The 22001-nt window shown below is 54.0% G+C and carries 20 protein-coding genes and 1 other annotated feature; of the genes, 5 read left to right on the forward strand and 15 right to left on the reverse strand.

The features are described 5' to 3' along the window. Positions 1 to 18 precede the first annotated feature (18 nt). Both CD000_RS11205 and trpS read left to right on the forward strand, forming a co-directional pair. Complete coding sequence (locus tag CD000_RS11205; protein WP_094239707.1) at positions 19 to 393, forward strand: DUF3899 domain-containing protein; 375 nt, start codon at positions 19 to 21, stop codon at positions 391 to 393. A gap of 49 nt (positions 394 to 442) precedes the next feature. Beyond that, positions 443 to 676 (forward strand) — a binding site (T-box leader). Between the two features lie 50 nt (positions 677 to 726). After that, the gene (gene trpS, locus CD000_RS11210) at positions 727 to 1713 is read left to right on the forward strand and encodes a tryptophan--tRNA ligase (RefSeq protein ID WP_096225677.1); all 987 of its coding nucleotides are present in this window, start codon (positions 727 to 729) and stop codon (positions 1711 to 1713) included. A 61-nt stretch (positions 1714 to 1774) separates the two neighbouring features. On the opposite strand, the gene CD000_RS11215 is transcribed toward trpS, so the two are convergent. The 5 genes from CD000_RS11215 to CD000_RS11235 all read right to left on the reverse strand — a co-directional run bounded on the left by CD000_RS11215 (position 1775) and on the right by CD000_RS11235 (position 6103). Beyond that, positions 1775 to 2515, reverse strand: a complete 741-nt coding sequence (locus CD000_RS11215; RefSeq protein ID WP_014195169.1) for a YjbA family protein — start codon at positions 2513 to 2515, stop codon at positions 1775 to 1777. An 85-nt stretch (positions 2516 to 2600) separates the two neighbouring features. After that, entirely contained in the window at positions 2601 to 2807 is a 207-nt protein-coding gene (locus tag CD000_RS11220) for a YuzI family membrane protein (RefSeq protein ID WP_011230308.1), read from the reverse strand. Positions 2808 to 2943: 136 nt separating this feature from the next. After that, the gene (locus tag CD000_RS11225) at positions 2944 to 3747 is read right to left on the reverse strand and encodes a DUF2268 domain-containing putative Zn-dependent protease (protein ID WP_096225678.1); all 804 of its coding nucleotides are present in this window, start codon (positions 3745 to 3747) and stop codon (positions 2944 to 2946) included. 144 nt (positions 3748 to 3891) lie between these two features. Continuing rightward, complete coding sequence (gene fabF / locus CD000_RS11230; RefSeq protein ID WP_014195168.1) at positions 3892 to 5130, reverse strand: beta-ketoacyl-ACP synthase II; 1239 nt, start codon at positions 5128 to 5130, stop codon at positions 3892 to 3894. A gap of 40 nt (positions 5131 to 5170) precedes the next feature. Continuing rightward, positions 5171 to 6103, reverse strand: a complete 933-nt coding sequence (locus tag CD000_RS11235; RefSeq protein WP_014195167.1) for a beta-ketoacyl-ACP synthase III — start codon at positions 6101 to 6103, stop codon at positions 5171 to 5173. A 258-nt stretch (positions 6104 to 6361) separates the two neighbouring features. Here CD000_RS11235 and CD000_RS11240 point away from each other — a divergent pair, with 258 nt between their 5' ends. Continuing rightward, a complete protein-coding gene (locus CD000_RS11240) occupies positions 6362 to 6613 on the forward strand; it encodes a hypothetical protein (RefSeq protein ID WP_014195166.1) in 252 nt (83 codons plus the stop codon). A 34-nt stretch (positions 6614 to 6647) separates the two neighbouring features. Here the strand turns inward: CD000_RS11240 and CD000_RS11245 are convergent, their stop codons facing one another. Beyond that, on the reverse strand, positions 6648 to 7388 hold the full coding sequence (locus CD000_RS11245; RefSeq protein ID WP_014195165.1) for an alpha/beta fold hydrolase: 741 nt from the start codon (positions 7386 to 7388) through the stop codon (positions 6648 to 6650). A 133-nt stretch (positions 7389 to 7521) separates the two neighbouring features. Between CD000_RS11245 and CD000_RS11250 the strand changes: the two genes are divergently transcribed. Further along, on the forward strand, positions 7522 to 7710 hold the full coding sequence (locus CD000_RS11250) for a YjzD family protein (RefSeq protein ID WP_011230302.1): 189 nt from the start codon (positions 7522 to 7524) through the stop codon (positions 7708 to 7710). 572 nt (positions 7711 to 8282) lie between these two features. Here CD000_RS11250 and clpB read toward each other — a convergent pair. From clpB to argC, 9 genes are all read right to left on the reverse strand, one after another. Further along, the gene (gene clpB / locus CD000_RS11260) at positions 8283 to 10868 is read right to left on the reverse strand and encodes an ATP-dependent chaperone ClpB (RefSeq protein WP_096225680.1); all 2586 of its coding nucleotides are present in this window, start codon (positions 10866 to 10868) and stop codon (positions 8283 to 8285) included. A gap of 107 nt (positions 10869 to 10975) precedes the next feature. Next, complete coding sequence (locus tag CD000_RS11265; RefSeq protein ID WP_096225681.1) at positions 10976 to 11155, reverse strand: YjzC family protein; 180 nt, start codon at positions 11153 to 11155, stop codon at positions 10976 to 10978. 190 nt (positions 11156 to 11345) lie between these two features. Next, a complete protein-coding gene (argF, locus tag CD000_RS11270; protein ID WP_096225682.1) occupies positions 11346 to 12284 on the reverse strand; it encodes an ornithine carbamoyltransferase in 939 nt (312 codons plus the stop codon). Continuing rightward, a complete protein-coding gene (locus CD000_RS11275; RefSeq protein ID WP_096225683.1) occupies positions 12281 to 15409 on the reverse strand; it encodes a carbamoyl-phosphate synthase (glutamine-hydrolyzing) large subunit in 3129 nt (1042 codons plus the stop codon). Before CD000_RS11275 ends, argF begins: the two co-directional genes overlap by 4 nt. After that, the gene (locus CD000_RS11280; RefSeq protein ID WP_011230295.1) at positions 15402 to 16466 is read right to left on the reverse strand and encodes a carbamoyl phosphate synthase small subunit; all 1065 of its coding nucleotides are present in this window, start codon (positions 16464 to 16466) and stop codon (positions 15402 to 15404) included. Before CD000_RS11280 ends, CD000_RS11275 begins: the two co-directional genes overlap by 8 nt. A gap of 88 nt (positions 16467 to 16554) precedes the next feature. Further along, positions 16555 to 17715 carry an acetylornithine transaminase gene (locus CD000_RS11285; RefSeq protein WP_096225684.1) on the reverse strand — a complete coding sequence of 387 codons (1161 nt, stop codon included), beginning with the start codon at positions 17713 to 17715 and terminating at the stop codon, positions 16555 to 16557. Then, complete coding sequence (gene argB, locus CD000_RS11290) at positions 17712 to 18497, reverse strand: acetylglutamate kinase (RefSeq protein WP_096225685.1); 786 nt, start codon at positions 18495 to 18497, stop codon at positions 17712 to 17714. Before argB ends, CD000_RS11285 begins: the two co-directional genes overlap by 4 nt. Before the next feature lie 12 nt (positions 18498 to 18509). Next, positions 18510 to 19742, reverse strand: coding sequence for a bifunctional ornithine acetyltransferase/N-acetylglutamate synthase (argJ, locus tag CD000_RS11295; protein WP_096225686.1), 1233 nt, complete (start codon positions 19740 to 19742; stop codon positions 18510 to 18512). A 17-nt stretch (positions 19743 to 19759) separates the two neighbouring features. Then, positions 19760 to 20794: an N-acetyl-gamma-glutamyl-phosphate reductase gene (argC, locus tag CD000_RS11300; protein ID WP_096225687.1), complete on the reverse strand. Its 1035-nt coding sequence runs from the start codon at positions 20792 to 20794 to the stop codon at positions 19760 to 19762. Positions 20795 to 21117: 323 nt separating this feature from the next. On the opposite strand from argC, the gene CD000_RS11305 reads away from it, so the two are divergent. Then, complete coding sequence (locus tag CD000_RS11305) at positions 21118 to 21804, forward strand: Crp/Fnr family transcriptional regulator (protein WP_096225688.1); 687 nt, start codon at positions 21118 to 21120, stop codon at positions 21802 to 21804. Positions 21805 to 22001 lie beyond the last annotated feature (197 nt).

The following is a 22001-nucleotide window of genomic DNA, read 5'->3' on the forward strand; positions in this document are numbered from 1 at the left end:
AAGGCGGGAACAGACGATATGAAACAAACGGCTGTGCGGACTGGATGGCTCGTCGTTGCGATGCTGGCGGCAAGCGCACTCATTGTCGTGGGACAAGGTGCATGGAGTATAGTGTCCTTTATTAACGTTTCGTTTTTGCTCTCCCTTTTGCCTCTGTCGCTCGGCGGGCTTTTGTTTGTTTATGAACGCGGGTTTTTCAACGGATTCGCATACGGGTTTCGCCGATTGCGCAGAAGCAGCGCGAGGGTGGAGCGGTATCTTGAGGAAGCGGCAGCAGAACATGAATCAGATGAGCTGCTCGGTCCGCGGCGTTTCGCCATCACGTATCCGCTTCTCTTTTCTGGTCTGCTTCTGTTTTTGGCGATGATTGCCGCCGGATATGCCGTGCAATAAGGTTGCAACAGCTGAATGTTTTCCGTATAATATAAGGCAAATCTAGAATAACCGAGCGATGAGAAAGAAGAGTACATATTGGCGATGCCTTCAGAGAGCTTGTGGAAGGTGCGAACAAGCGGCTAGCCATATGGAATGGGCTTTCGAGCTTCCCGCCGAACCGGCGACGCAGTAGGCGGGGACGTTCCCCCGCGTTACAGGGGCCATGCGCAAAGCATGGACTGAGCGATTGCGCTTCTTGACGCAATAAATAGGGTGGCACCGCGGTCCTACCGTCCCTATCAGAGGGCTGGCAGGGCCTTTTTTATTTTTGTCTTGAGGGAGTGAAGATCGATGAAAACCATTTTTTCCGGCATTCAGCCAAGCGGCGTCATCACCATTGGCAACTATATTGGGGCGCTGCGGCAGTTTGTCGAGCTGCAGCATGAATACAACTGCTATTTTTGCATCGTTGACCAACACGCCATTACCGTTTGGCAAGACCCACGCGAACTGCGGCAAAACATCCGCCGCCTCGCCGCTTTGTATTTAGCAGTCGGCATCGACCCGACAAAAGCGACGTTGTTCATCCAGTCAGAAGTGCCGGCGCACGCTCAAGCCGCTTGGATGCTGCAGTGCATCGTTTATATCGGCGAACTTGAGCGGATGACGCAATTTAAAGAAAAATCGGCCGGCAAAGAGGCGGTCAGCGCCGGGCTGCTCACGTACCCGCCGCTGATGGCCGCTGACATTTTGCTTTATAACACCGACATCGTCCCGGTCGGCGAAGACCAAAAGCAGCATATCGAATTGACGCGGGATCTGGCCGAGCGCTTCAACAAACGGTATGGCGAGCTGTTCACGATCCCTGAGGCGCGCATTCCGAAAGTCGGCGCCCGCATCATGTCGCTTGTCGACCCGACGAAAAAAATGAGCAAATCCGACCCCAACCCGAAAGCGTACATCACACTGCTTGACGATGCGAAAACGATCGAGAAGAAGATCAAAAGCGCCGTCACCGACTCGGAAGGAACGATTCGCTACGACAAAGAAGCGAAGCCAGGCATTTCGAACTTGCTCAATATTTATTCGACCCTATCCGGTCAATCGATCGAGGAGTTGGAGCGGCAATACGAAGGAAAAGGATACGGCGTCTTCAAAGCCGACCTCGCTCAAGTCGTCATCGAAACGCTTCGACCGATTCAAGAGCGGTATCACCATTGGATGGAAAGCGAGGAGCTTGACCGCGTGTTGGATGAAGGGGCGGAAAAAGCAAATCGGGTTGCATCGGAAATGGTGCGCAAAATGGAGCAAGCCATGGGGCTCGGGCGGCGGCGGTAAATAGCCGCATCCAGCGAAGCCATACAAAAACGGGCAAGCGCCTATCGCCTTGGCCCGTTTTTTAATTGACTTTTGGTTCTTGCTCCATTTCCCACAGTTTTTCGAAAAATGGCTGCCCTTTGATCAAGTTTTCGCACAGCTGCTCATGCCGTTCGGACCACCCGTATTTCGTCTCGTTATACAATTGTTCCCACGCTTCATCAAAAGACATTTTTTGAATAGCGGCGTATTTTTCCGGCGCCCATTCCGTATACCAATAGCGCATCTGGGCAGCATTTTTTGTCGAATAAAGCTGGTCAAGCGCCATAAACAACAGCTGTTTCAACTGCCGCTCTTTGCGCGTGAGTCCGCACATCAGTTCCGGAGCCGGCGATAAAATGTGGTATTCTTTTTCATACCTCGGCAGCGGATAGTCCCGTTCCTCCGCTTCGGCCGCCATTTCGTAGACGAGTTGTTCCTGACGCGGAATGAGACGGCTTTTGCGAATCGGGATTTGATAACCGATTGTATCAACAGCCAAAACGCCGGCGCCGTCCGTGACAACGAAACAATAGTCCAGCTGAATGCGTTCATGGTTTTTGCGGACATACGCCTTCTGATGTACATCGTCTAGCAGCGGTTTTGGAAGATCGGACAAGCTGTTTTCAATGTAATGAAACAGGGCCGGGGATACTTTTAACAGCGGCACTTGGTCGAGCAGCTCGATTTGATCGTCCTTGCGCCATTCATGGAAATGGCAGACGTTGTATCCGTTCTCTTCTCCTTCAAACCAGTTGACCCAAATGTCGTGCAGATAAAGCATGCGAGACCCCTCACTTCCAGACGTGTTTGTCCATCAGTATAGGCAGAGGGGGAGAATTTTATTCCATTTCGTCCTCTTTTCCCCTCTAGGGGCTGCGGCTTGGAAACGTCAAGCTCCCCCACATCAAAAGAAGGCCAATAGGGAATAAATAACATTCCACCCTTGTCGAAATATAAGATAAGTATTCGCTAAAACCACGCTCTGGAGTGATGATGTTCAAATAGGCGATCACCATCATGCCGCCGACGACTGAAAAACCGAAACCGACCAAATAAAAAAACAGGCGGACCACCGGGCTTTCCCTTCCTTCTTGTCCACGTCCTTGTTCTACATATATGTCGGCGCCATGGACAACATGCCTGTTTGCGCCCGATGCCCCTAAGATTCTTGTGATAACCGGACAGCGGCGGTCGCCATGCGGTTTCGAGCTAAGACGCTCCTTGCTGTTTGCCTGAAAAGCCCGCCAACTCCGCGATGTCTTTCGCTTCCATCTTCATCAATTGGGCGAGCGAATAGCCTCTTTCTAGGCAACGACGGATGATGGCATACCCAACGGCATAGCCCCCCATTTTCGGATGCCATCCAAGCCCGTACAAAATGCGGGAAGTATGCGGATGCGAAACGGGCAAATGTTGGTTCGGGACAATATAACGCCGCCAAAACCGTTCCATCTCCCGATCGGTGTAATACTTCGTCCATCCCGCACACTGCTTGACGCCGACTGTCTCGGCGACGGCATGCTCCGCCAATCCTTCCATAACGACTGCATCCAGCAACGTCGCATCTTCGCCTTCGTTCGGCAACTGCTTGAGACGGCATACATGGTTGTATTCATGCGCCACCAACGCGGCGATCTCCTCGTCGCCATGATCCGGCAGCAAGAAGAAAAACAATTTATCAGCAAACGCCACCCCGCCTTTTCCTTGGAATTCGCGCACAAGCTTCCGGTTTTCGTCATCGGCCGGCAGCAAAAATACCGGAACGTCCGGTCCCTTCCATATCCCCCGTTGCCGTTCATACAAACGGCCAAGACGTTCCCAAAGACGGCGCTCTTTCATCTCCGGCAAAAGCCGCTCGGCCTGCCGAGTGCTTCGGTACATGCCATACAGCCGTAAATAGCTGTAAATCTCACGCACCGGCATCTTGCCAAAAAGCGGCGCCAACCGTGCGCACAACCGGAGCGGATCGCCTTCATCCTCTTCAAGCCATCGATCGGTCGGAAGCAATCCCATCGCTTTTCCCTCCTTTTCTCTTACGTTATGTCGGCAGGGAAAAGACGGTGAAACAAAACAAAAAAGAGAGCCTGACGCTGAACCGAACCCGCCGTTAGTCACGCGTTTTCAGCTCTGCTCAACCAAGGCTCTCCTTTTCATCCATTACACATATTTTTTAAAAATCAATGTCGCATTATGGCCGCCAAATCCAAATGAGTTGCTTAAGACCGCACGCACGTCTTGCTTGCGCGCTTCATTCGGCACATAGTCGAGGTCGCATTCCGGATCCGGTGTTTCGTAGTTGATCGTCGGCGGAATGATGCCGTCGCGGATCGCCAGCACGGAGAAAATCGCTTCCACCGCGCCGGTCGCCCCGAGCAAATGCCCAGTCATCGACTTCGTCGAGCTGACGGCGAGCTTATAGGCATGATCGCCGAATACTTCTTTGATCGCCGCCGTCTCATACTTATCATTGTACTCGGTGCTCGTGCCGTGGGCGTTGATGTAATCGATCTCCTCCGGCTCCAGGCCAGCGTCATGAAGCGCTTGGCGCATCGCCCGCACGCCGCCTTCGCCGCCCGGAGCCGGCGCGGTGATATGGTACGCATCGGCGGTCGCACCGTAACCGACAATTTCGGCGTAAATCTTCGCGCCGCGGCGCAACGCGTGCTCCAATTCCTCAAGAACAACGATGCCTGCTCCCTCACCCATGACGAAACCGTCGCGGTTTTTGTCAAATGGGCGGCTCGCCGTTTTTGGATCTGGATTGGTTGAAAGAGCCGTATTGGCGCAAAAACCGGCGAACGACATTTTCGTAATCGGCGCTTCCGTCCCGCCGGTGATCATGACATCGGCGTCGCCGCGCTGAATGACTTTAAACGCATCACCGATCGAGTTCGCCCCGGTCGCGCAAGCGGTCACCGTGCACGAATTGATCCCTTTCGCTCCGAGGATGATCGATACTTGCCCAGCGGCCATATCCGGGATCATCATTGGCACGAAAAACGGGCTCACTCGGCGATAACCGCGCTGCTGGAAAATCTCAAACTGCTGTTCAAACGTCTCCATGCCGCCGATGCCAGAACCAATCCAAACACCGACCCGTTCAGCGTTGCTTTCATTAATGTCGAGATTGGCATCTTTGACCGCCATGAGCGCCGCAGCGACGGCGAATTGGGTAAATCGGTCCATCTTCCGCGCCTCGCGGCGGTCGATAAACAGCGACGGATCGAAGTCTTTCACTTCCGCCGCCACTTTCGCCGGAAAGTCGTCCGGATTGACGCGGGTGACAATGTCGATGCCGGACTGGCCGGCGATAATGTTTTTCCACGTCGTTTCTGCGTCATTCCCAAGCGGGGTGACGGCGCCTATGCCTGTCACGACGACTCGTCTTTTTTCCATCGTTTCCGTCTCTCCTTTTATTTCGATAATATACGTGCCGTTAACGGCCCCAGCGCAAAGCGATCGCGCCCCACGTCAGCCCGCCGCCGAATCCGACCATAATGATGAGATCATCGTCATGGATTTTGCCCGCTTCCAACTCTTCTACAAGCGAAATCGGAATGGATGCGGCCGACGTGTTGCCATATCGACGGATGGTTGTCGATATTTTCTCTTCTGGCAGCTCGAGCCGCTGTCTGGCCGCTTCGACGATGCGAATGTTCGCTTGATGCGGAATGAGAAAGTCGACATCGTCTTTCGTGAGCCCGGCTTTTTCAAGCACACGCACGCTTGATTCTCCCATTTGCCGGACGGCGAACTTGAATACTTCACGGCCGTTCATGACGATATATTCGTCTTTGTATAAATGTTTTCCTCCTGTTCCGTCAGCTCCCAACTCGAAAGATAAAATCCCGCGCCCGGGCGACACCGGACCCATGACGACCGCTCCGGCGCCGTCGCCGAACAGCACCGCCGTGTTGCGGTCGGTCCAATCGGTGATTTTCGATAGTTTGTCTGCCCCCACTACTAATATATACTTGTAGGCGCCTGTGTCAATAAATTGGGCGGCCGTGACCATCCCGTACATAAACCCCGCGCAGGCAGCGCTGATATCAAGCGCAGCGGCGTTGACGGCGCCAAGCCGCTCTTGCAGCATGCAAGCGACCGACGGAAACGGACGGTCCGGAGTGACGGTGGCAACTAAAATGAGATCAATATCCTTCGCCTCCATGCCAGCGTCTTGAAGCGCCCTTTCTGCGGCAAAATACGCCATATGGGACGTATCGATGTCATCCGGAGCGATGCGGCGCTCCTCGATCCCGGTGCGCGTCCGGATCCATTCATCCGATGTATCCATCATTTTTTCCAAATCAAAGTTGGTCAACACTTTTTCCGGCACATAGCGGCCGACCCCGATAATTCCTGCTCCCATATCATTCATCTCCTCTTTCTTTCCCAAAATGGCAAAAAAACGCTCACGCTGACAACCAAACTTGAATGTACAATCAGTCTACATCACCAATTATTATTACTTGGTACTAATTTTAGCCGAAAGAGCGTGGATGCGCAATAGAAAACGAAAGTTGAACCAGCGCTTTCCGTACCCCTAAGGCATTTGTCCAAACCGCTTTTTCCCTTCTGCCATACAATACAAATACGAGCAACCATCGCATGAAAGGGAGGATCGCCCATGGCCAACGGCGAAGCACAAGAACAACATCGCGAACGGCAAGACCGTTTTTCCCGCCTAATGTTCGGATCTTTTCCTTCTCGCGCAACCGGCGAGCGCGAAGATCAAGGGAGCGGGGCAGAACCGCCTTTACTGCCGAACATCGATTTCATGAAGCTGTTTGAAAACGTCAATACGCTAGCCGACTCATTGCAACAATTAAAACCGCTCGTGAAAAAGATCACCTCGCTCGTCGACTTATTGAAAAAATAGCAGACGCACCGGTCGATGCGTCTGCCCTTGTCGTTTACGGGAGTTCATTGTATTGGCAGAAAAATTGCCCGATTTGCCGAGCCAGTTGGCGCCGTTTCTCCGGCAGCTCGTAAACGACGCGCACCCGGTTGTTTGTCGTTTTCATCCATTGTTCATATTTACGGCTATGCAAGGCGGATGGATACGGGCTCACTCCGGCCAGCTGCCAAATCGTCACCGGAACGTCATGAGGACTGAGAAAGAGGGACGGAACAGCCTCGGGCACCTCCTCTTCTTTCAAGCCATAGGCAGTCGCGATTTCCCTCACCATCCGCCGGTACACGAATGGATGTTCCTGTTCATAGTCAAGCTGGGCGCGAACATCAAGGCAAGGGTTGATCATGGCGACGGCGCGGATTTGACTTGGCATGGCGCCAAGCAGTTGCAAGGCAACGAGCGCGCCCATTCCTTCGGCAACGATATAGATGCGCTGGTTCACAATTTCGCTTTTCAACACCGAGTAAATGAGTTGGCGCGCCAGCCGGACCGCTTTCGGACTTCCCCAATGCCGGCCGTACAAATGGGACGAAAAGACCGTATACCCACGTTCCAACCAATCTTCCAGCCATTGGCGCCGCCCCGGATGCTCGAGCCAAAAACTCGTCTGTTCGTTCACAAAATGGTCGCCGTCGCCCATTAAAAAAAGGGCAAACCCATTTGGGCGCTCCGGCACATGAACGATGCACCATTGCTCATCGAGTTGAAAAAACCGCCGTTGTCCTGCCATCGTTTCCATTCACCCTTGTTTGGCAATGCATAATGGTACAGTATACGATATGCGCGGCCAAAAAAAACGTCCGGGTATATGCCTACGTGACAAATTGTGATAAGATAAGAAAAGGAATGACGAGAAGATGGGAGGAACAAAGATGCGCTTGTTTTGGACGTTTTTTTGGACGTTTTTGCTCGTGCAAATGGCAACGTACGTCATGGGCTCGATGCAAGGGATCGGCTATAACTTCGCAACCGGTGCTTTGCTTGGCGTCATCGTGACGATCTTAGTCTTCGTGATTGCAGCCTTGATTCCGGACGAGCCGGCTGGGGATCACCATCATTGATCATTCGCTTCATAAGACAACGCCTTGGGGTGAAAGTCCCAAGGCGTTGTTTTTTGTCATTTTTAACCGAGAATCCTCCCACTTCAACACCTATATAATAGATGCAATTTGAAGCTTTAACATTTGTAGCTTTTACCGAGCATTTGATCGACTGTCGGGCGACCGAACAACGCCGCTTTCAGACCCATGTATGGGTCTGTGAAGCGGGTGGTTGTTCGGTCTTCCGTCACGCCTTGGCGTGACGGAGGCAAGCCTGTGGCTTGCCTTCGACAGTCGAAAAATGGACAAGCGACTTTTCCATCAAGGATATGTGAAACTTTTTCGTTGCATCTATCCTGAAAATACCCGAACTTCAAAATGTGCAAGGTTTCAGAGTTCGACATAGCGACATTTTCATCCCTTCGATGGTGACGAAATCTTTTTGTCATGGGAGTCTATATAGGTGTAAGTGGAGGAGCATTCCATCCATATTGATCTGGGCTTGTGTTTTCCGCCCATGCTCAAACAATGCGACCAACCCCGGCAGACAAGAAGCACGTCTCTCCGCGTCGTCGGCGCCCCCTTCGGCTCGTTTACGCCGACGGACGAATGGCGATCTGCCCGTTGTCAACATCGACCGTGACGGTGCTGTAATCTTTCACCCGCCCAGCGATCAGCTCTTTCGCAAGCGGCGTTTCGATTTGCTTTTGCATAAACCGTTTGAGCGGGCGGGCGCCGTATACTGGGTCGAAGCCCGCTTCGGCGATGTATTGCTTCGCCGCTTCCGTCAGCACGAGTTCGATATGCCGATCGGCCAAACGGGCCGACAGCTCGCGGGCGAACTTTTCGACGATGCCTTTCACTTCATTCATCGACAATGGCTTAAATAAGACGATATCGTCGATCCGGTTTAAAAATTCTGGGCGGAAATGGGCGCGCAGTTGGTCAAACACTTGTTTGCGCGTTTCTTCATCGATGTCGCCATGTTTGTTTTCTAACAACAGCGGCGATCCGATGTTCGATGTCATAATGACGACCGTGTTTTTAAAGTCGACCGTCCGCCCTTGCGAATCGGTGAGCCGTCCGTCATCCAGCAGCTGCAACAGGATGTTGAACACTTCCGGATGAGCTTTTTCGATTTCATCGAACAACAGAACGGAATACGGCTTGCGCCGCACCGCCTCGGTCAGCTGGCCGCCTTCCTCATAGCCGACATAGCCGGGCGGCGCTCCGATCAAGCGGGAGACGGCGTGTTTTTCCATATACTCGGACATGTCAAGACGGATGAGCTGCTCCTCACTGTCAAACAGCGCCTCGGCGAGCGCTTTGGCCAGTTCCGTTTTGCCGACGCCGGTCGGTCCGAGGAACAAAAACGATCCGATCGGGCGGTTCGGGTCTTTCATGCCGGCCCGCGCCCGCAAGACGGCGTCAGCGACAAGCTCGACCGCTTCGTCTTGACCGATGACCCGTCTATGCAGCAATTCATGAAGGCGAAGCAGCTTTTCCCTCTCTCCCTCGACGAGGCGGGTGAGCGGAATGCCAGTCCAGCGTGACACGATTTCGGCAATCTCTTCTTCCGTCACTTCCTCGCGCAGCAATTTCCCTTCACTTTGCTCACTGATTTCTTGCTCGAGCTGTTTGAGTTGCTTTTCCAACTGCGGAATGCGGCCATGGCGAAGCTCCGCCGCCTTGTTTAAATCATACTCGTTTTCCGCCTCTTCCAGTTCGCGTTTTGCCCGCTCGAGCGCCTCGCGCAAACGGCGGACGCGGTCAAGCGCCTCTTTTTCTTTTTGCCATTGCGCTTTCATGGCGTTCGCCTTTTCACGCAAATCGGCAAGTTCTTTTTGCAATGCCGCAAGCCGCTCGCGGCTCGCTTCATCCGTTTCTTTGCTTAAGGCCGCCTCTTCAATTTCAAGCTGCATGACGCGGCGCATCACTTCGTCCAGCTCCGACGGCATCGATTCCATTTCCGTCCGGATCGTCGCGCACGCTTCATCGACCAAATCGATCGCTTTGTCAGGCAAAAAGCGGTCAGAGATGTAACGGTCGGACAAAACGGCGGCCGCGACGAGCGCGCGATCGTGGATTTTCACTCCATGGTGCACTTCATACCGTTCTTTCAATCCGCGCAAAATCGAAATCGTGTCCTCGACACTCGGCTCTTGGACAAGCACTTGTTGGAAGCGGCGCTCGAGCGCCGGGTCTTTTTCGATGTATTGCCGGTACTCATCAAGCGTCGTCGCCCCGATGCAGCGCAACTCGCCGCGGGCAAGCATCGGCTTGAGCATATTGCCGGCGTCAATCGCCCCTTCCGCTCTGCCGGCGCCGACGATCGTATGCAGCTCGTCAATGAACAATATGATGCGGCCGTCGCTTTTTTTGATTTCGTTTAACACCGCTTTCAGCCGTTCTTCAAATTCACCGCGAAACTTTGCTCCGGCGACGAGCGCGCTCATATCAAGAGCGAAAATCGTTTTGTCTTTCAGCCCTTCCGGGACATCTTTGCGCACGATGCGTTGAGCGAGCCCTTCGACAATAGCGGTCTTCCCGACGCCCGGCTCGCCGATCAACACCGGGTTGTTTTTCGTCTTCCGCGACAAAATGCGGATGATGCGGCGAATTTCACTGTCGCGGCCGATGACCGGGTCGATTTTTCCCGCTTTCGCTTCCGCGACAAGGTCGCGCCCGTATTTTGCCAACGCTTCATAGGTTGCTTCCGGATGTGGACTCGTCACGCGTTGATCCCCCCTTACGTTTCTCACTGCCGCTAATAGTGCTTCCTTCGTCAGTCCAAACGACGCCAGCTGCCGAGCGACCGGCTCGGCGCCATGAGGCAACGCGAGCAGCACATGTTCGACCGATATGTACTCGTCTTGCATTCGCTTCGCTTCGTTTTCCGCCTCCTCAAGCAGCCGCGCTAAGGCGGGCGCAACATACAGCTGCCCGTCCGCCCCATGCACTTCAGGCTTTTGGCGAAGCTGGCTGCGAAGCCAGTCCGCAACCTTTTCCTTGTCGGCGCCGGAAAGCTCCACGAGCCGCGGCGCCAGGCCGCCTTCTTGTTCGAGCAGCGCAATCAGGAGATGCTCGACATCAAGCTGTTGATGATGTCGTTCTTTGGCGAGCGACTGCGCCGCCATCAGCGCCTCTTGCAGTTTTTCCGTCAAACGGCTTGCGTCCATGCCGCCCCCTCCATTTGACCTTCTTTGACCATAAATCATTATAGCGGATCGCGAAGCACACGGCAAATCAAAAGCCACTCCATACTTGGAATGGCTTTTGTTGTGCTTCACGGTTTGCGCAAATACGTCCAATGCCGATTATGGTTCGACGTTTCCGGGAACGTATCGCCGGCTTTCAGTTTCAGCTTTTTCGGGTGTTTTACATTGTCGCCCGTTTCGCCGATTTCAATGTACACGCCGTTGTTCGGCGCTTTATCCCCTGATTTGAAATGGCGCGGTTGGCCCATTTGTTTCATCCCCCTTGCTTCGATTGCATTTGTTAGCATTCCCGGTTTCGCCGCTGTTCATAAGAAGGGAAATGATGGGGCCGCCGCACACGGAGCGTCAAGCCTTCACAATAAAAACGTTTTTTCTCATGAAAATCCTTTTCCTTGCAAAGAACGAAAAAGGAACTCCCGAAACGGGAATTCCTTTCTCCTATAGGATCGACACTAAAATCGCTTTTTGGGCATGAAGCCGGTTGCCGGCCTGCTCAAATACGACCGAGTTCGGGCCGTCCATGACGCCGGCCGTCACTTCTTCGCCGCGGTGGGCCGGCAGACAATGCAAAAAGAGGTAATCGGGTTTGGCCGCTTTGACGAGCTCTTCGTTGACTTGATACGGCTGAAACACTTGAAGCCGCTCGGCGCTTTCGCTTTCTTGGCCCATGCTCGTCCATACGTCCGTATAAATCGCATCCGCTCCGGCCACTGCCTCAAGCGGGTCGTGCGTCACAACAACTGTTGCTCCGGTTTTCTCGCCGATCTGGCGCGCTGCCTCGACGTATTCCTCCTTCGGCTCATAGCCTGGCGGACAGGCAATGAAAATATCCATTCCCACTTTTGCTGCGGCCGCAAGCAAGGCGTTGGCGACGTTGTTGCCGTCGCCGACATAGGCGAGTTTGATGCCTTGGAACGTTTTCTTCGCTTCGTAAATCGTCAGCAAATCCGCCAACGCCTGGCACGGATGATCGTCGTCCGTCAGGCCGTTGATGACCGGAACGGACGCATATTCGGCCAACTCCTCGACTTTTTGATGGGCAAATGTGCGAATCATCATGACATCGACGTATTGCGACAAGACGCGGGCCGTATCGGCGATCGTTTCGCCGCGGCCAAGCTGCAAATCGTTTCCGTTTAAATACATCGCCTGGCCGCCAAGCTGAATCATGCCGACTTCAAACGACACGCGCGTGCGCGTTGACGGCTTTTCAAAAATCATCGCCATTGTTTTCCCGGAAAGCGGCGTATACGATACACCGGCTTTTTGTTTCGCTTTTAAATCAGCTGCTAACGCCAACAAGTCCATAATTTCGTCTGTTGAAAAATCGAGCAGCGTTAAAAAATCTCTCCCTTTTAATGACATCACTGCATTCATGCGATCACCGCCTGTTCTGCCTGTTTTTTCTTTTCCAACCAGCCGTGGATCGGCTGCACATCAAGATGATCGACATCGAGCGCCTGCAAGAAGAGCTTCAATGTCTCACGTTCCGTGAAGACGAGCAATTGTCGGGACAACGCAGTCATTCGTTTGTTCGCTTCGCCTTCCTCTTTGCCCAAGTCGATCACCGCGAGCGCCGTGTCGCGCTTCACCCAATCGGCAAACGGGACATCAGCGACGATGGTCAGCTGTTTCGCCGTCATCTCCGCCTCCAGCTCGGCGTCGATGTTGCCGATGACGTAGACCTCGTTCGCGTTCGCTTTCTTTTGCAAATACGGATAAAACGCTTTATACGCCGCTTCCTCCTTCGTTGCGGCGATGCTGATGCCTTCGCCGGTCGATTTCATCTCCGGTCCAACCACCGGGTCAACCCCCGGCAGCTTATGGGTCGAAAAGACCGGATACTTTAACACGGCGTACGGCATGACCGCCAAGCCGCGCGCTTTTTCGTCCACGATGTCGACAAGCGATTTCCCAAGCAATAATTTTGTCGCAATTTGCGCCAATGGCACGCCGGTCGTTTTGCTGACGATCGGCACCGTCCGGCTGGCGCGCGGGTTCACTTCCAGGACATATACATTGCCGTCCGCAATGACATATTGAATGTTCATAATTCCTTTAAAGCCGAGTTTTTTCGCAATCCGGCCCGCATAGTCGATGATTTTCGCTTTTTCTTCGTCTGTGAGCGTCTGCGCCGGCAGCCAAGCATAGCTGTCACCGGAGTGGACGCCGGCTTTTTCGACGTGTTCAATGATGACCGGCAGCACGATGTCTGTTCCATCCGTCACGATGTCCGCTTCTGCCTCTTTCCCGTCCAAATACGCATCAATCAAAATCGGATAGGTCAACTCGCCTTGCTCGATCAAAGCAGCGAGCTGCGCCTCGCTATGGACGATAAACATGCCGCGGCCCCCGATGACATACGACGGGCGAAGCAGCACCGGGCAGCCGATCTCGGCCGCTTTGGCGGCGAGCTCCTCGGCGTTGTTCGCCATCAAGCCCGGTACGTGCGGGATGTCAAGCTCCTCAAGCAACTGGTAAAAACGATCGCGGTCCTCGAGCTGGTCAATCATATCGTACGTGACGCCAAGCAGCGGCACGCCGGCTTCTTCAAGCCCTTTGACCAAATTGATCGCCGTCTGTCCGCCAAACTGAACGATGACATGCTTGATTTGTTCCGCTTCAATGACATCCAAGACGCTCTCTAAGGTAAGTGGCTCAAAGTAAAGGCGGTCGGCGACGGCAAAGTCCGTGCTGACGGTTTCTGGATTGTTGTTGATCATCACCGTTTCATAGCCTTCTTTTTGCAAGGCGAACACGCTATGAACGGAGCTGTAGTCAAACTCAATGCCTTGGCCGATGCGGATCGGTCCGGCTCCAATGATCAGCACTTTCTCTTTGCCGCTCGGTTGTTTTCGCTCGTCTTCGCCGAAATAGGTTGAGTAGTAATAATCCGTTTCTGAATGAAATTCGGCCGCGCACGTGTCGACCATTTTGTATGACGGCACGATGCCAAGTTCCTTCCGCTTGTTGCGCACGTCAAGCTCCGTCACGCCCCACGTTTCAGCTAAAAAGGCGTCGCTACATCCTTTTTCTTTCAAGAAACGGAACGTTTGCTCCTCAATCGTGTCCAACGTTGCAGCCGCTGCCTGTTTTTCAAGGGCGACAAGCCGCTCGAACGAGCAAAGGAAAAAGCGGTCGATTTTCGTCCATTTGTGAATGGCTTCAACCGACACCCCGCGGCGGAGCAGTTCCAAAATCGCGAAAAAGCGGCGGTCGTCTTTGTCGACAAGCAGCTGTTTCAGCTCATCATTCGTTTTCACCGAAAGCTCCGGCAAAAACAGTCCGTTGTTTTTGCCTTCGAGCGACTGCACCGCTTTTTGAAACGCCCGCTCCATGTTACGGTCGATCGCCATCACTTCCCCGGTCGCCTTCATTTGCGTGCCGAGCTTCCGATCCGCGTGCGGAAACTTGTCAAACGGCAAGCGCGGAAACTTGACGACGACATAATCCAAGGCCGGTTCAAAGCTGGCGTACGTCGTTTTCGTCACCGGATTGACGAGTTCCGCGAGCGTATAGCCGACCGCCAGCTTCGCCGCAATGCGGGCGATTGGGTAGCCGGTCGCTTTCGAGGCGAGCGCTGACGAGCGGCTGACGCGCGGGTTGACTTCAATCAAGTAATATTGTTTGCTGTTCGGGTCAAGGGCGAACTGAATGTTGCAGCCGCCGATGATCCCTAAGGCGGAAATGATTTTCACTGCTGAAGAACGAAGCATTTGGTACTCTTCATCGGTCAACGTCTGCGACGGTGCAACGACGATCGAATCTCCTGTATGAATGCCGACCGGATCGACGTTTTCCATATTGCAAACGGTAATGCACGTATTCGATTGGTCGCGCATCACTTCATATTCAATTTCCTTAAATCCGGCGACGCTCCGTTCGATCAAACATTGATGAATCGGGCTTTCGTTCAATCCTTTTTCCACGAGCGCGAGAAACTGCTCCATGTTTTCGGCAATGCCGCCGCCCGTCCCGCCGAGCGTATACGCAGGACGAATAATGATCGGAAAACCGATTTGTTCGGCGAACGCGACCGCTTCCTCGACGCTTGTAACAATTTCGCTTTCCGGCACCGGTTCGCCAAGCTCATGCATTAACGCGCGGAACGCTTCGCGGTCCTCCCCGCGCTTAATCGCTTCAATCGGTGTTCCGAGCAGTCTCACCCCATACTTTTCAAGCACGCCGGCTTCATGCAGCTGAAACGCCAAATTGAGCCCTGTCTGGCCCCCGAATGTGGCGAGCAGCCCGTCCGGGCGTTCTTTGGCAATGATCGCTTCGACCGCCTCAACGGTGAGCGGTTCAAAATACACGGCATCGGCATGGACATCATCGGTCATGATCGTCGCCGGATTGTTGTTCACTAAAATGACGCGGTATCCTTCTTCCTTTAAGGCGATGCACGCCTGCGTGCCGGAATAATCAAACTCAGCGGCCTGGCCGATGACGATCGGCCCCGACCCGATCAGGAGAATCGATTGAAGCGAAGAATCTTTAGGCATAGACGTTCTCTCCCTTGAACACGGTTTGCAAAAATTCGTCGAAAATATAGCCGGTATCGTGCGGCCCCGGATGCGCCTCCGGATGGTATTGCACGGACAAAATCGGTTTATGGCGATGGACGATGCCCTCGACCGAACCGTCGTTGACGTTGATGAAACGAATGTCAAACGGTTTGCCCACCAAACTGCCTTCTTTGACGACATAACTATGGTTTTGTGATGTCATCATCACGTTTTGCTTCACCGCGTCCCACACCGGTTGATTGGCGCCGCGATGCCCGAAGCGGAGTTTTTCCGTATCCGCCCCGTACGCCAAGGCAACGAGCTGATGGCCAAGGCAAATCGCAAGCGTCGGATACCGGTCGATCAGCTGACGGATAGCAGGAAGCTGATGGCGTAACTGTTTCGGATCGCCTGGGCCGTTCGAGAGGACAAGCCCGTCCGGTTTCAGCGCATCAATCGCTTCCGGCGTCGTATCATGCGGCACAACCGTCACCCGGCAGCCGCGTGCAAGAAGCGACTGCAAAATCGATTTTTTATAGCCGAAATCGACGAGCACCAAATGCGGGCCGCCTTCGCCGTATGTTTCGATCGTTTTCGTTGACACCGCGCGCACGGGAAATACTGCTTCCTCGCCTCCAACGGCTGAAATCGGCGACAAACTTAATTCCGCCATCATCGTTCCAGCGGTGCGGATTTCTTTCACAAGGGCGCGCGTGTCCACATGCGTGAGAAGCGGAATGTTCCAATGCTGCAAGTATTCCGCCAGACTGTATTTCGCCCCGTAATGAAACCCTTCTCGGCTCGCTTCGTAGACGACGACCGCTTCGACGTGCGGCCGCTTGCTTTCAAAATCGTTTTCGTTGATGCCGTAATTGCCGATGAGCGGGTACGTAAAAACGATGATTTGGTTTTTATACGACGGGTCGGTCAACACTTCTTGATACCCGGTCATGCCGGTGAAAAAAACGATCTCCCCGCTCACCTTTTCTTCAAGCGGAGCGGCGAGCTCCCCGCTGAACGTTTTTCCGCTCGCCACATGCAAATACGCTTTCATTGGCGCCACCTCATCGTTTGAGTTTTTATAACCGTTCAGGAATTTTTATGCATGAACAGGAATAAAAATTAAGCCGTCGGCCGTCCGTTTACAAGACGGCTGAGGCGTTGGCGTTGTTCAACACGTTTGTCAAAATGTCCACCGCTTCATCGATTTCCGCTTTCGTCACGACAAGCGGCGGCAACAGGCGGATCACGTTCGGCCCCGCCGAAAGGACGAGCAAGCCGTTTTCGTGAATCAATGGCAACAGCGGTGCGACGTCCGTTTGGCACTCGATTCCGACCAGCAGCCCGAGTCCGCGCACGTCCTTGACGATGTCAAGCGAAGCGAGCGCGTCATGGAGGCGTGCAAGCAAATAGCGGCCTTTCTCCTGCACATCTTGCAAAAACGCCGGATCAAACACCACTTCTAACGTCGCCTTGGCGGCGGCCATCGCGATCGGGTTGCCGCCAAACGTCGACCCGTGCACCCCAGGTCCAAACGATTCTTTCAAAAACGCTTTGCCGATCATCGCCCCAACCGGAATGCCGCTGCCAAGCCCTTTCGCTGCGGTGATGATGTCCGGCTCCACATCAAAGTGCTGGTACGCAAACGGCTTCCCAGTCCGGCCGATGCCAGTTTGCACCTCATCGATGATCAAAAGCGCCCCGTGCTGTTGACACAGCTCCGACGCTGTCTGTAAAAACGCCGGGTCAACCGGGCGGACGCCGCCTTCCCCTTGGACGACTTCAAGCATGACTGCCGCCACTTCTTCGCTCATCGCCTGCTTGAGCGCGTCGACATCATTCAGCGGCAAGTGAATGAATTCCGGAAGCAGCGGACCAAAACCGCTATGCACTTTCTCCTGCCCGGTTGCCGCCATCGTCGCGAACGTGCGGCCGTGAAACGACTGGCGGAACGTAATGACTTTGTGTCTCCCGGTATGTTTGCGCGCCAGCTTCAGCGCCGCCTCGTTCGCTTCCGCCCCGCTGTTGCAGAAAAAAACATAATCGCCGGCGCTGTGGGCGACAAGCAAGGAGGCGACCTCTTCTTGAATCGGGATCGTAAACAAGTTCGAGACGTGCCAATATTGATTCAGCTGTTGTTCAATGCCCTTTTGGACATGCGGATGGCGATGGCCGAGATTGCAGACGGCAATGCCGGAAACAAAGTCGAGATATTGTTTTCCGTTCACATCGGTCACCACCGTCCCTTCGGCCGACTGGACGGCGATATTCCAACGGTTGTAAGTTGGAAACAGCGCGCTCATGATGAGTAGACCCCCACTTCGTTTTCTTTTCGAATCGTTGTCCCATACCATGTTCCGTTCTGATAAAACGTCGTTTTGCCACTGACGATCATCACTTCCGGCAGCGCATCGGATAGGGCGGAGAGCGCCGCTTGCACTTTCGGGATCATCCCGCCCGTGATGACGCCGTCTTCGATCAGTCGTTCAATCATTTCCACCGTCGCCTCAGCCACGAGCGCACCGTCTCGCAAAATGCCGGGCACGTTCGTCACAAACACGAGCTGGCTGGCGCCGATGGCCGCTGCGACCGCCCCGGCGGCCGTGTCGGCGTTAATGTTGTACGTTTGCCCGTTTTGGTCGATGCCAAGCGGGGAAATGACCGGGATGTAGCCCGCCGCAAGCAGCGTGCGCAACAGCTGGGAACGAACGGTTTTCACACGGCCGACATAGCCGAGTTTGGCCAAGTCGATCGGTTCTGCTTCAAGCAGCCCCCCGTCCACGCCGGAAACACCGACCGCGGGCAAACCGTGCTGTCTGAGCATCGCGACAAGCTGTTTGTTCACTTTGCCGGAGAGCACCATTTCCACAACCGCGAGCACGTCTTTCGTCGTCTTCCGCAAGCCGTTGACAAACTCGCTCGGCACGGACAATTTTTTTAACATGTGTCCGATTTCCGGCCCGCCGCCGTGGACGATGACGACCTCCATCCCTTGTTCCCGCATCGTTCTGACGCTGGCAAAAAAGGCGGGAGACAGCTCATCGAGCACACTGCCGCCGCATTTGATGACGACCGTTTTCCCCATCGTTCTCTCTCCTTACGTCCGATAGCTGGCGTTAATTTTCACATAATCGTATGTCAAATCGCAGCCCCACGCAACGCCGACACCATCGCCTATATGCAAATCGACCTCAATGACGACCGTCTCTTGTTGCAAATACGCCTCCGCTTCTTCTTCCGAGAACGGCTGCGGCTCGCTTCCTTTCAGCATCACCATCGGCCCGATGGCGACATCGACGTTGTCCGGGTTCACTTCGGCATCCGAATAGCCGATCGCGCCGATGATCCGCCCCCAGTTGGCGTCCGCGCCGTAAACGGCCGTTTTCACTAAGTTGGAGCCAACGATTTGCTTGGCGATTTTTTTCGCTTCCTCATCCGTTTTCGCGCCGCGCACGCGCACTTCAATGAGCTTCGTCGCCCCCTCGCCGTCTTTGGCGATTTGCTTCGCCAAGTCTTCGCACGTTTTCCGCAGCGCCTCGTAAAAGTGTTCCCAGTCCGGATGATCCGGCGTCAACTCATCATTTCCAGCAAGACCGCTTGCCATCACGACGACCATATCATTTGTCGACGTATCGCCGTCGACCGTAATTTGGTTAAACGAAACGTCCGTAATCGACCGCAGCGCCGCGTGCAGCACCGGCGACGAAACATTGGCATCCGTCGTGATGAATGCGAGCATCGTCGCCATGTTCGGATGGATCATCCCCGATCCTTTCGCCGCTCCGCCGACGGTGACCGTTTTCCCGTCGATCGTTGTTTGGTAACAGGCGCGCTTCATCACCGTATCGGTCGTTAAAATCGCCGTTTGAAACGCCTCCGCATCCGCCATCGTCACCCCTGGAACAAGCTGTTTGATGCCGGCGCGAATTTTTTCCATCGGCAAATATTCCCCGATCACGCCCGTTGAAGCGACGGCCACATGGTGCAGCGCCAGGCCAAACTGTTTCGCGCACAACTCGCGCATTTCATAGGCGTCCTTGAGCCCTTGCGCACCGGTGCAGGCGTTCGCGCATGCACTGTTGACGATGACCGCCTGCAATTTTTGTTCTACAGCGAGGCTCGCCTGCGTCACTTTGAGCGGCGCCGCCTGAAAATGGCTTTGCGTATACACCGCCGCCGCCGAAGCGGGCACGTCGCATAGAATAACCCCTAAATCGTTTTTCGAATAGCGCAGCCCGGCATTCACCCCGGCCGCTTGAAATCCTTTCGGCGTAACCACTGTTCCATCGACGACCGCCGTTACTTGCGCCGTTTGTTTCGTTGCTGTCATTGTTCGTTCCCCTTCCCTCACGGATAGATCGGCAAGGATCGGAGGCCCTCCGCCTCATCCCAACCCATCATCAAGTTGAAGTTTTGCACCGCCTGCCCGGCAGCGCCTTTCATCAAGTTGTCGATCACCGACACGACCGTCACCCGTCCCGTCCGCTCATCGTAGGCGAGGCCGATGTCGCAATAATTTGAGCCGTACACGTCTTTTGTCGCTGGAAACTGTCCAAGTTGACGGATGCGGACAAACGGCGAACCTTCATAACTTGTTTTATACAAATCTACCAAGTCGTTTGGCGAAATCGATTGTTTCGCCTTCGCATAAATCGTCGCCATAATGCCCCTTGTCATCGGAATCAAATGAGTGCTGAACGTGATCGGCTCCATCGCCTCGTTCCATGTTCCGAGCATTTGTTCAATTTCCGGAATGTGCTGATGGACGTTCACTTTATAAATTTTCACGTTTTCGTTCACTTCGGAAAAATGCGTCCCAAGCCCTGCTTTCCGTCCCGCGCCCGATACGCCCGATTTGGCGTCCACGATGATCGAGTCTTCCTTAATTAATCCTTCTTTGACAAGCGGCGCCAAGCCAAGCAGCGTCGCTGTCGGATAGCAGCCCGGATTGGATAGGAGCACGGCTCCGCACACCGCCTCACGGTTCCACTCGGTCAATCCGTACACCGCCCGCTCTAAATACGCAGATGGCGCCGCCTCGCGCCCATACCATTGTGCGTACACCGCGCCGTCTTTCAACCGGAAATCGCCCGATAAATCGATCACTTTCACTCCCCGATCCACGAGCGCCGGCGCCCACTCCCCCGACACCCCGGGCGGCGTGGCGAAAAAGACCGCGTCATACTTGGCAAGCGCCTCGATTTCAAGTTTATGCAACACCGCACCATCGACCGCGCCGACGTGCGGGAAACTTTCCGATAAATGAATTCCATCCTGCGACGACGAGAACACGTCGCAACGGCTCACATGCGGATGCCCGTATAGCAAGCGGAACAACTCCGCGCCGCTGTACCCCGTCGCCCCGATAATGGCTACGTTCATCATGTTCCCCCTCACCCGTATGCCTCATGTAGTTCTCATTATAATACTGTATAAAAATAAAATCAAATGTATATTTAATAATTTTCAAGGATTTTTTTCTTGCCCCTCCCTCCGTCTATGGGAAACGAATACCGATTTGTCCCGGCAGCCAAGGTGCATCCTTGACTCCATCGCCCTCATGTTCTTGGGATGCAAAGACTTTCACAAACGATTCCACCGATGTTCAACAAGTTTTCAATCTTTCCACTATCCTTATATTGACTTCCCTCTTTTTTCCTGTACACTTTTAGATAGCGATACATTTTACGTAAGGTTGTGATCAGATGAACGAGATGGAATCTCGTGAATGGCAGAAGTGGCTTACATCGCTTGGGCGCGATCTTCGCCTTGAGAAGGGAACGTACTTGTTTCAAGAAGGGGAAAAAGCAGACGATATTTACTATATCCAATCGGGGAAAATCCAAATCAGCAAAATGGACATGGACGGACAGGAGCTCGCGCTGCGCATTTGCAGCCAAGGAGATTTGATCGGCGAGCTGACACTGTTTTGTCCTGGGGCCCGCTACATGCTGACGGCGAAAGTGCTGGAAGACGGCGTCGTTTCCGCCATTAAGCGCGAGACGCTCGAACAAGAACTTGCCAACAATCCGACGCTGGCGATCGAGTGGATGAAATGGATGAGCCTCCATTTCCGCAAAACGCAGACGAAATTCCGCGACTTGATTTTACACGGCAAAAAAGGAGCGCTCTATTCAACGCTCATCCGTTTGTGCAACAGCTACGGCGTCATGAAAGAAGACGGCATTTTGATCGACGTGCCGCTGACGAACCAAGAGCTCGCCAACTTTTGCGGCACCGCCCGTGAAGTCGTCAACCGCATGCTCGGCGATTTGCGGAAAAAAGGCGTCATCTCCGTGCAAAAAGGCAAAATCCGCGTCCACGACCTGCAATACTTGCGCGACGAAATCGCCTGCGAAGGCTGCCCGCCCGAGCTGTGCAGCATTGACTGACGGGCGGGTGCGGCAAATAAAAGGGAAGGCCGTTCTCGGCGCTCAGGGGCGGCCTTTGCTTTTTTGAAGCAAACACTCCCCTGCTGTTGAAAGCTACACTGCCTATCAACGATGCACCTGCAACCATCGCCACGGCTTTCCAACCACCTTTTTTTGAAAGAGCGTGCAAACGTTCCGAAAGAATGTGCAAAATCCGG

The organism is Geobacillus sp. FJAT-46040 (assembly GCF_002335725.1).
GTDB classification, from domain to species: domain Bacteria; phylum Bacillota; class Bacilli; order Bacillales; family Anoxybacillaceae; genus Geobacillus; species Geobacillus thermoleovorans.

What these genes read in the sequence shown, in the direction of transcription:
- CD000_RS11205 (WP_094239707.1), top strand. Translation starts at nt 19, where the DNA reads ATGAAACAAACGGCTGTGCGGACTGGATGGCTCGTCGTTGCGATGCTG.
- trpS (WP_096225677.1), top strand. Translation starts at nt 727, where the DNA reads ATGAAAACCATTTTTTCCGGCATTCAGCCAAGCGGCGTCATCACCATT.
- CD000_RS11215 (WP_014195169.1), bottom strand. Translation starts at nt 2,515, where the DNA reads ATGCTTTATCTGCACGACATTTGGGTCAACTGGTTTGAAGGAGAAGAG.
- CD000_RS11225 (WP_096225678.1), bottom strand. Translation starts at nt 3,747, where the DNA reads ATGGGATTGCTTCCGACCGATCGATGGCTTGAAGAGGATGAAGGCGAT.
- fabF (WP_014195168.1), bottom strand. Translation starts at nt 5,130, where the DNA reads ATGGAAAAAAGACGAGTCGTCGTGACAGGCATAGGCGCCGTCACCCCG.
- CD000_RS11235 (WP_014195167.1), bottom strand. Translation starts at nt 6,103, where the DNA reads ATGGGAGCAGGAATTATCGGGGTCGGCCGCTATGTGCCGGAAAAAGTG.
- CD000_RS11240 (WP_014195166.1), top strand. Translation starts at nt 6,362, where the DNA reads ATGGCCAACGGCGAAGCACAAGAACAACATCGCGAACGGCAAGACCGT.
- CD000_RS11245 (WP_014195165.1), bottom strand. Translation starts at nt 7,388, where the DNA reads ATGGAAACGATGGCAGGACAACGGCGGTTTTTTCAACTCGATGAGCAA.
- CD000_RS11250 (WP_011230302.1), top strand. Translation starts at nt 7,522, where the DNA reads ATGCGCTTGTTTTGGACGTTTTTTTGGACGTTTTTGCTCGTGCAAATG.
- clpB (WP_096225680.1), bottom strand. Translation starts at nt 10,868, where the DNA reads ATGGACGCAAGCCGTTTGACGGAAAAACTGCAAGAGGCGCTGATGGCG.
- CD000_RS11265 (WP_096225681.1), bottom strand. Translation starts at nt 11,155, where the DNA reads ATGGGCCAACCGCGCCATTTCAAATCAGGGGATAAAGCGCCGAACAAC.
- argF (WP_096225682.1), bottom strand. Translation starts at nt 12,284, where the DNA reads ATGAATGCAGTGATGTCATTAAAAGGGAGAGATTTTTTAACGCTGCTC.
- CD000_RS11275 (WP_096225683.1), bottom strand. Translation starts at nt 15,409, where the DNA reads ATGCCTAAAGATTCTTCGCTTCAATCGATTCTCCTGATCGGGTCGGGG.
- CD000_RS11280 (WP_011230295.1), bottom strand. Translation starts at nt 16,466, where the DNA reads ATGAAAGCGTATTTGCATGTGGCGAGCGGAAAAACGTTCAGCGGGGAG.
- CD000_RS11285 (WP_096225684.1), bottom strand. Translation starts at nt 17,715, where the DNA reads ATGAGCGCGCTGTTTCCAACTTACAACCGTTGGAATATCGCCGTCCAG.
- argB (WP_096225685.1), bottom strand. Translation starts at nt 18,497, where the DNA reads ATGGGGAAAACGGTCGTCATCAAATGCGGCGGCAGTGTGCTCGATGAG.
- argJ (WP_096225686.1), bottom strand. Translation starts at nt 19,742, where the DNA reads ATGACAGCAACGAAACAAACGGCGCAAGTAACGGCGGTCGTCGATGGA.
- argC (WP_096225687.1), bottom strand. Translation starts at nt 20,794, where the DNA reads ATGAACGTAGCCATTATCGGGGCGACGGGGTACAGCGGCGCGGAGTTG.
- CD000_RS11305 (WP_096225688.1), top strand. Translation starts at nt 21,118, where the DNA reads ATGAACGAGATGGAATCTCGTGAATGGCAGAAGTGGCTTACATCGCTT.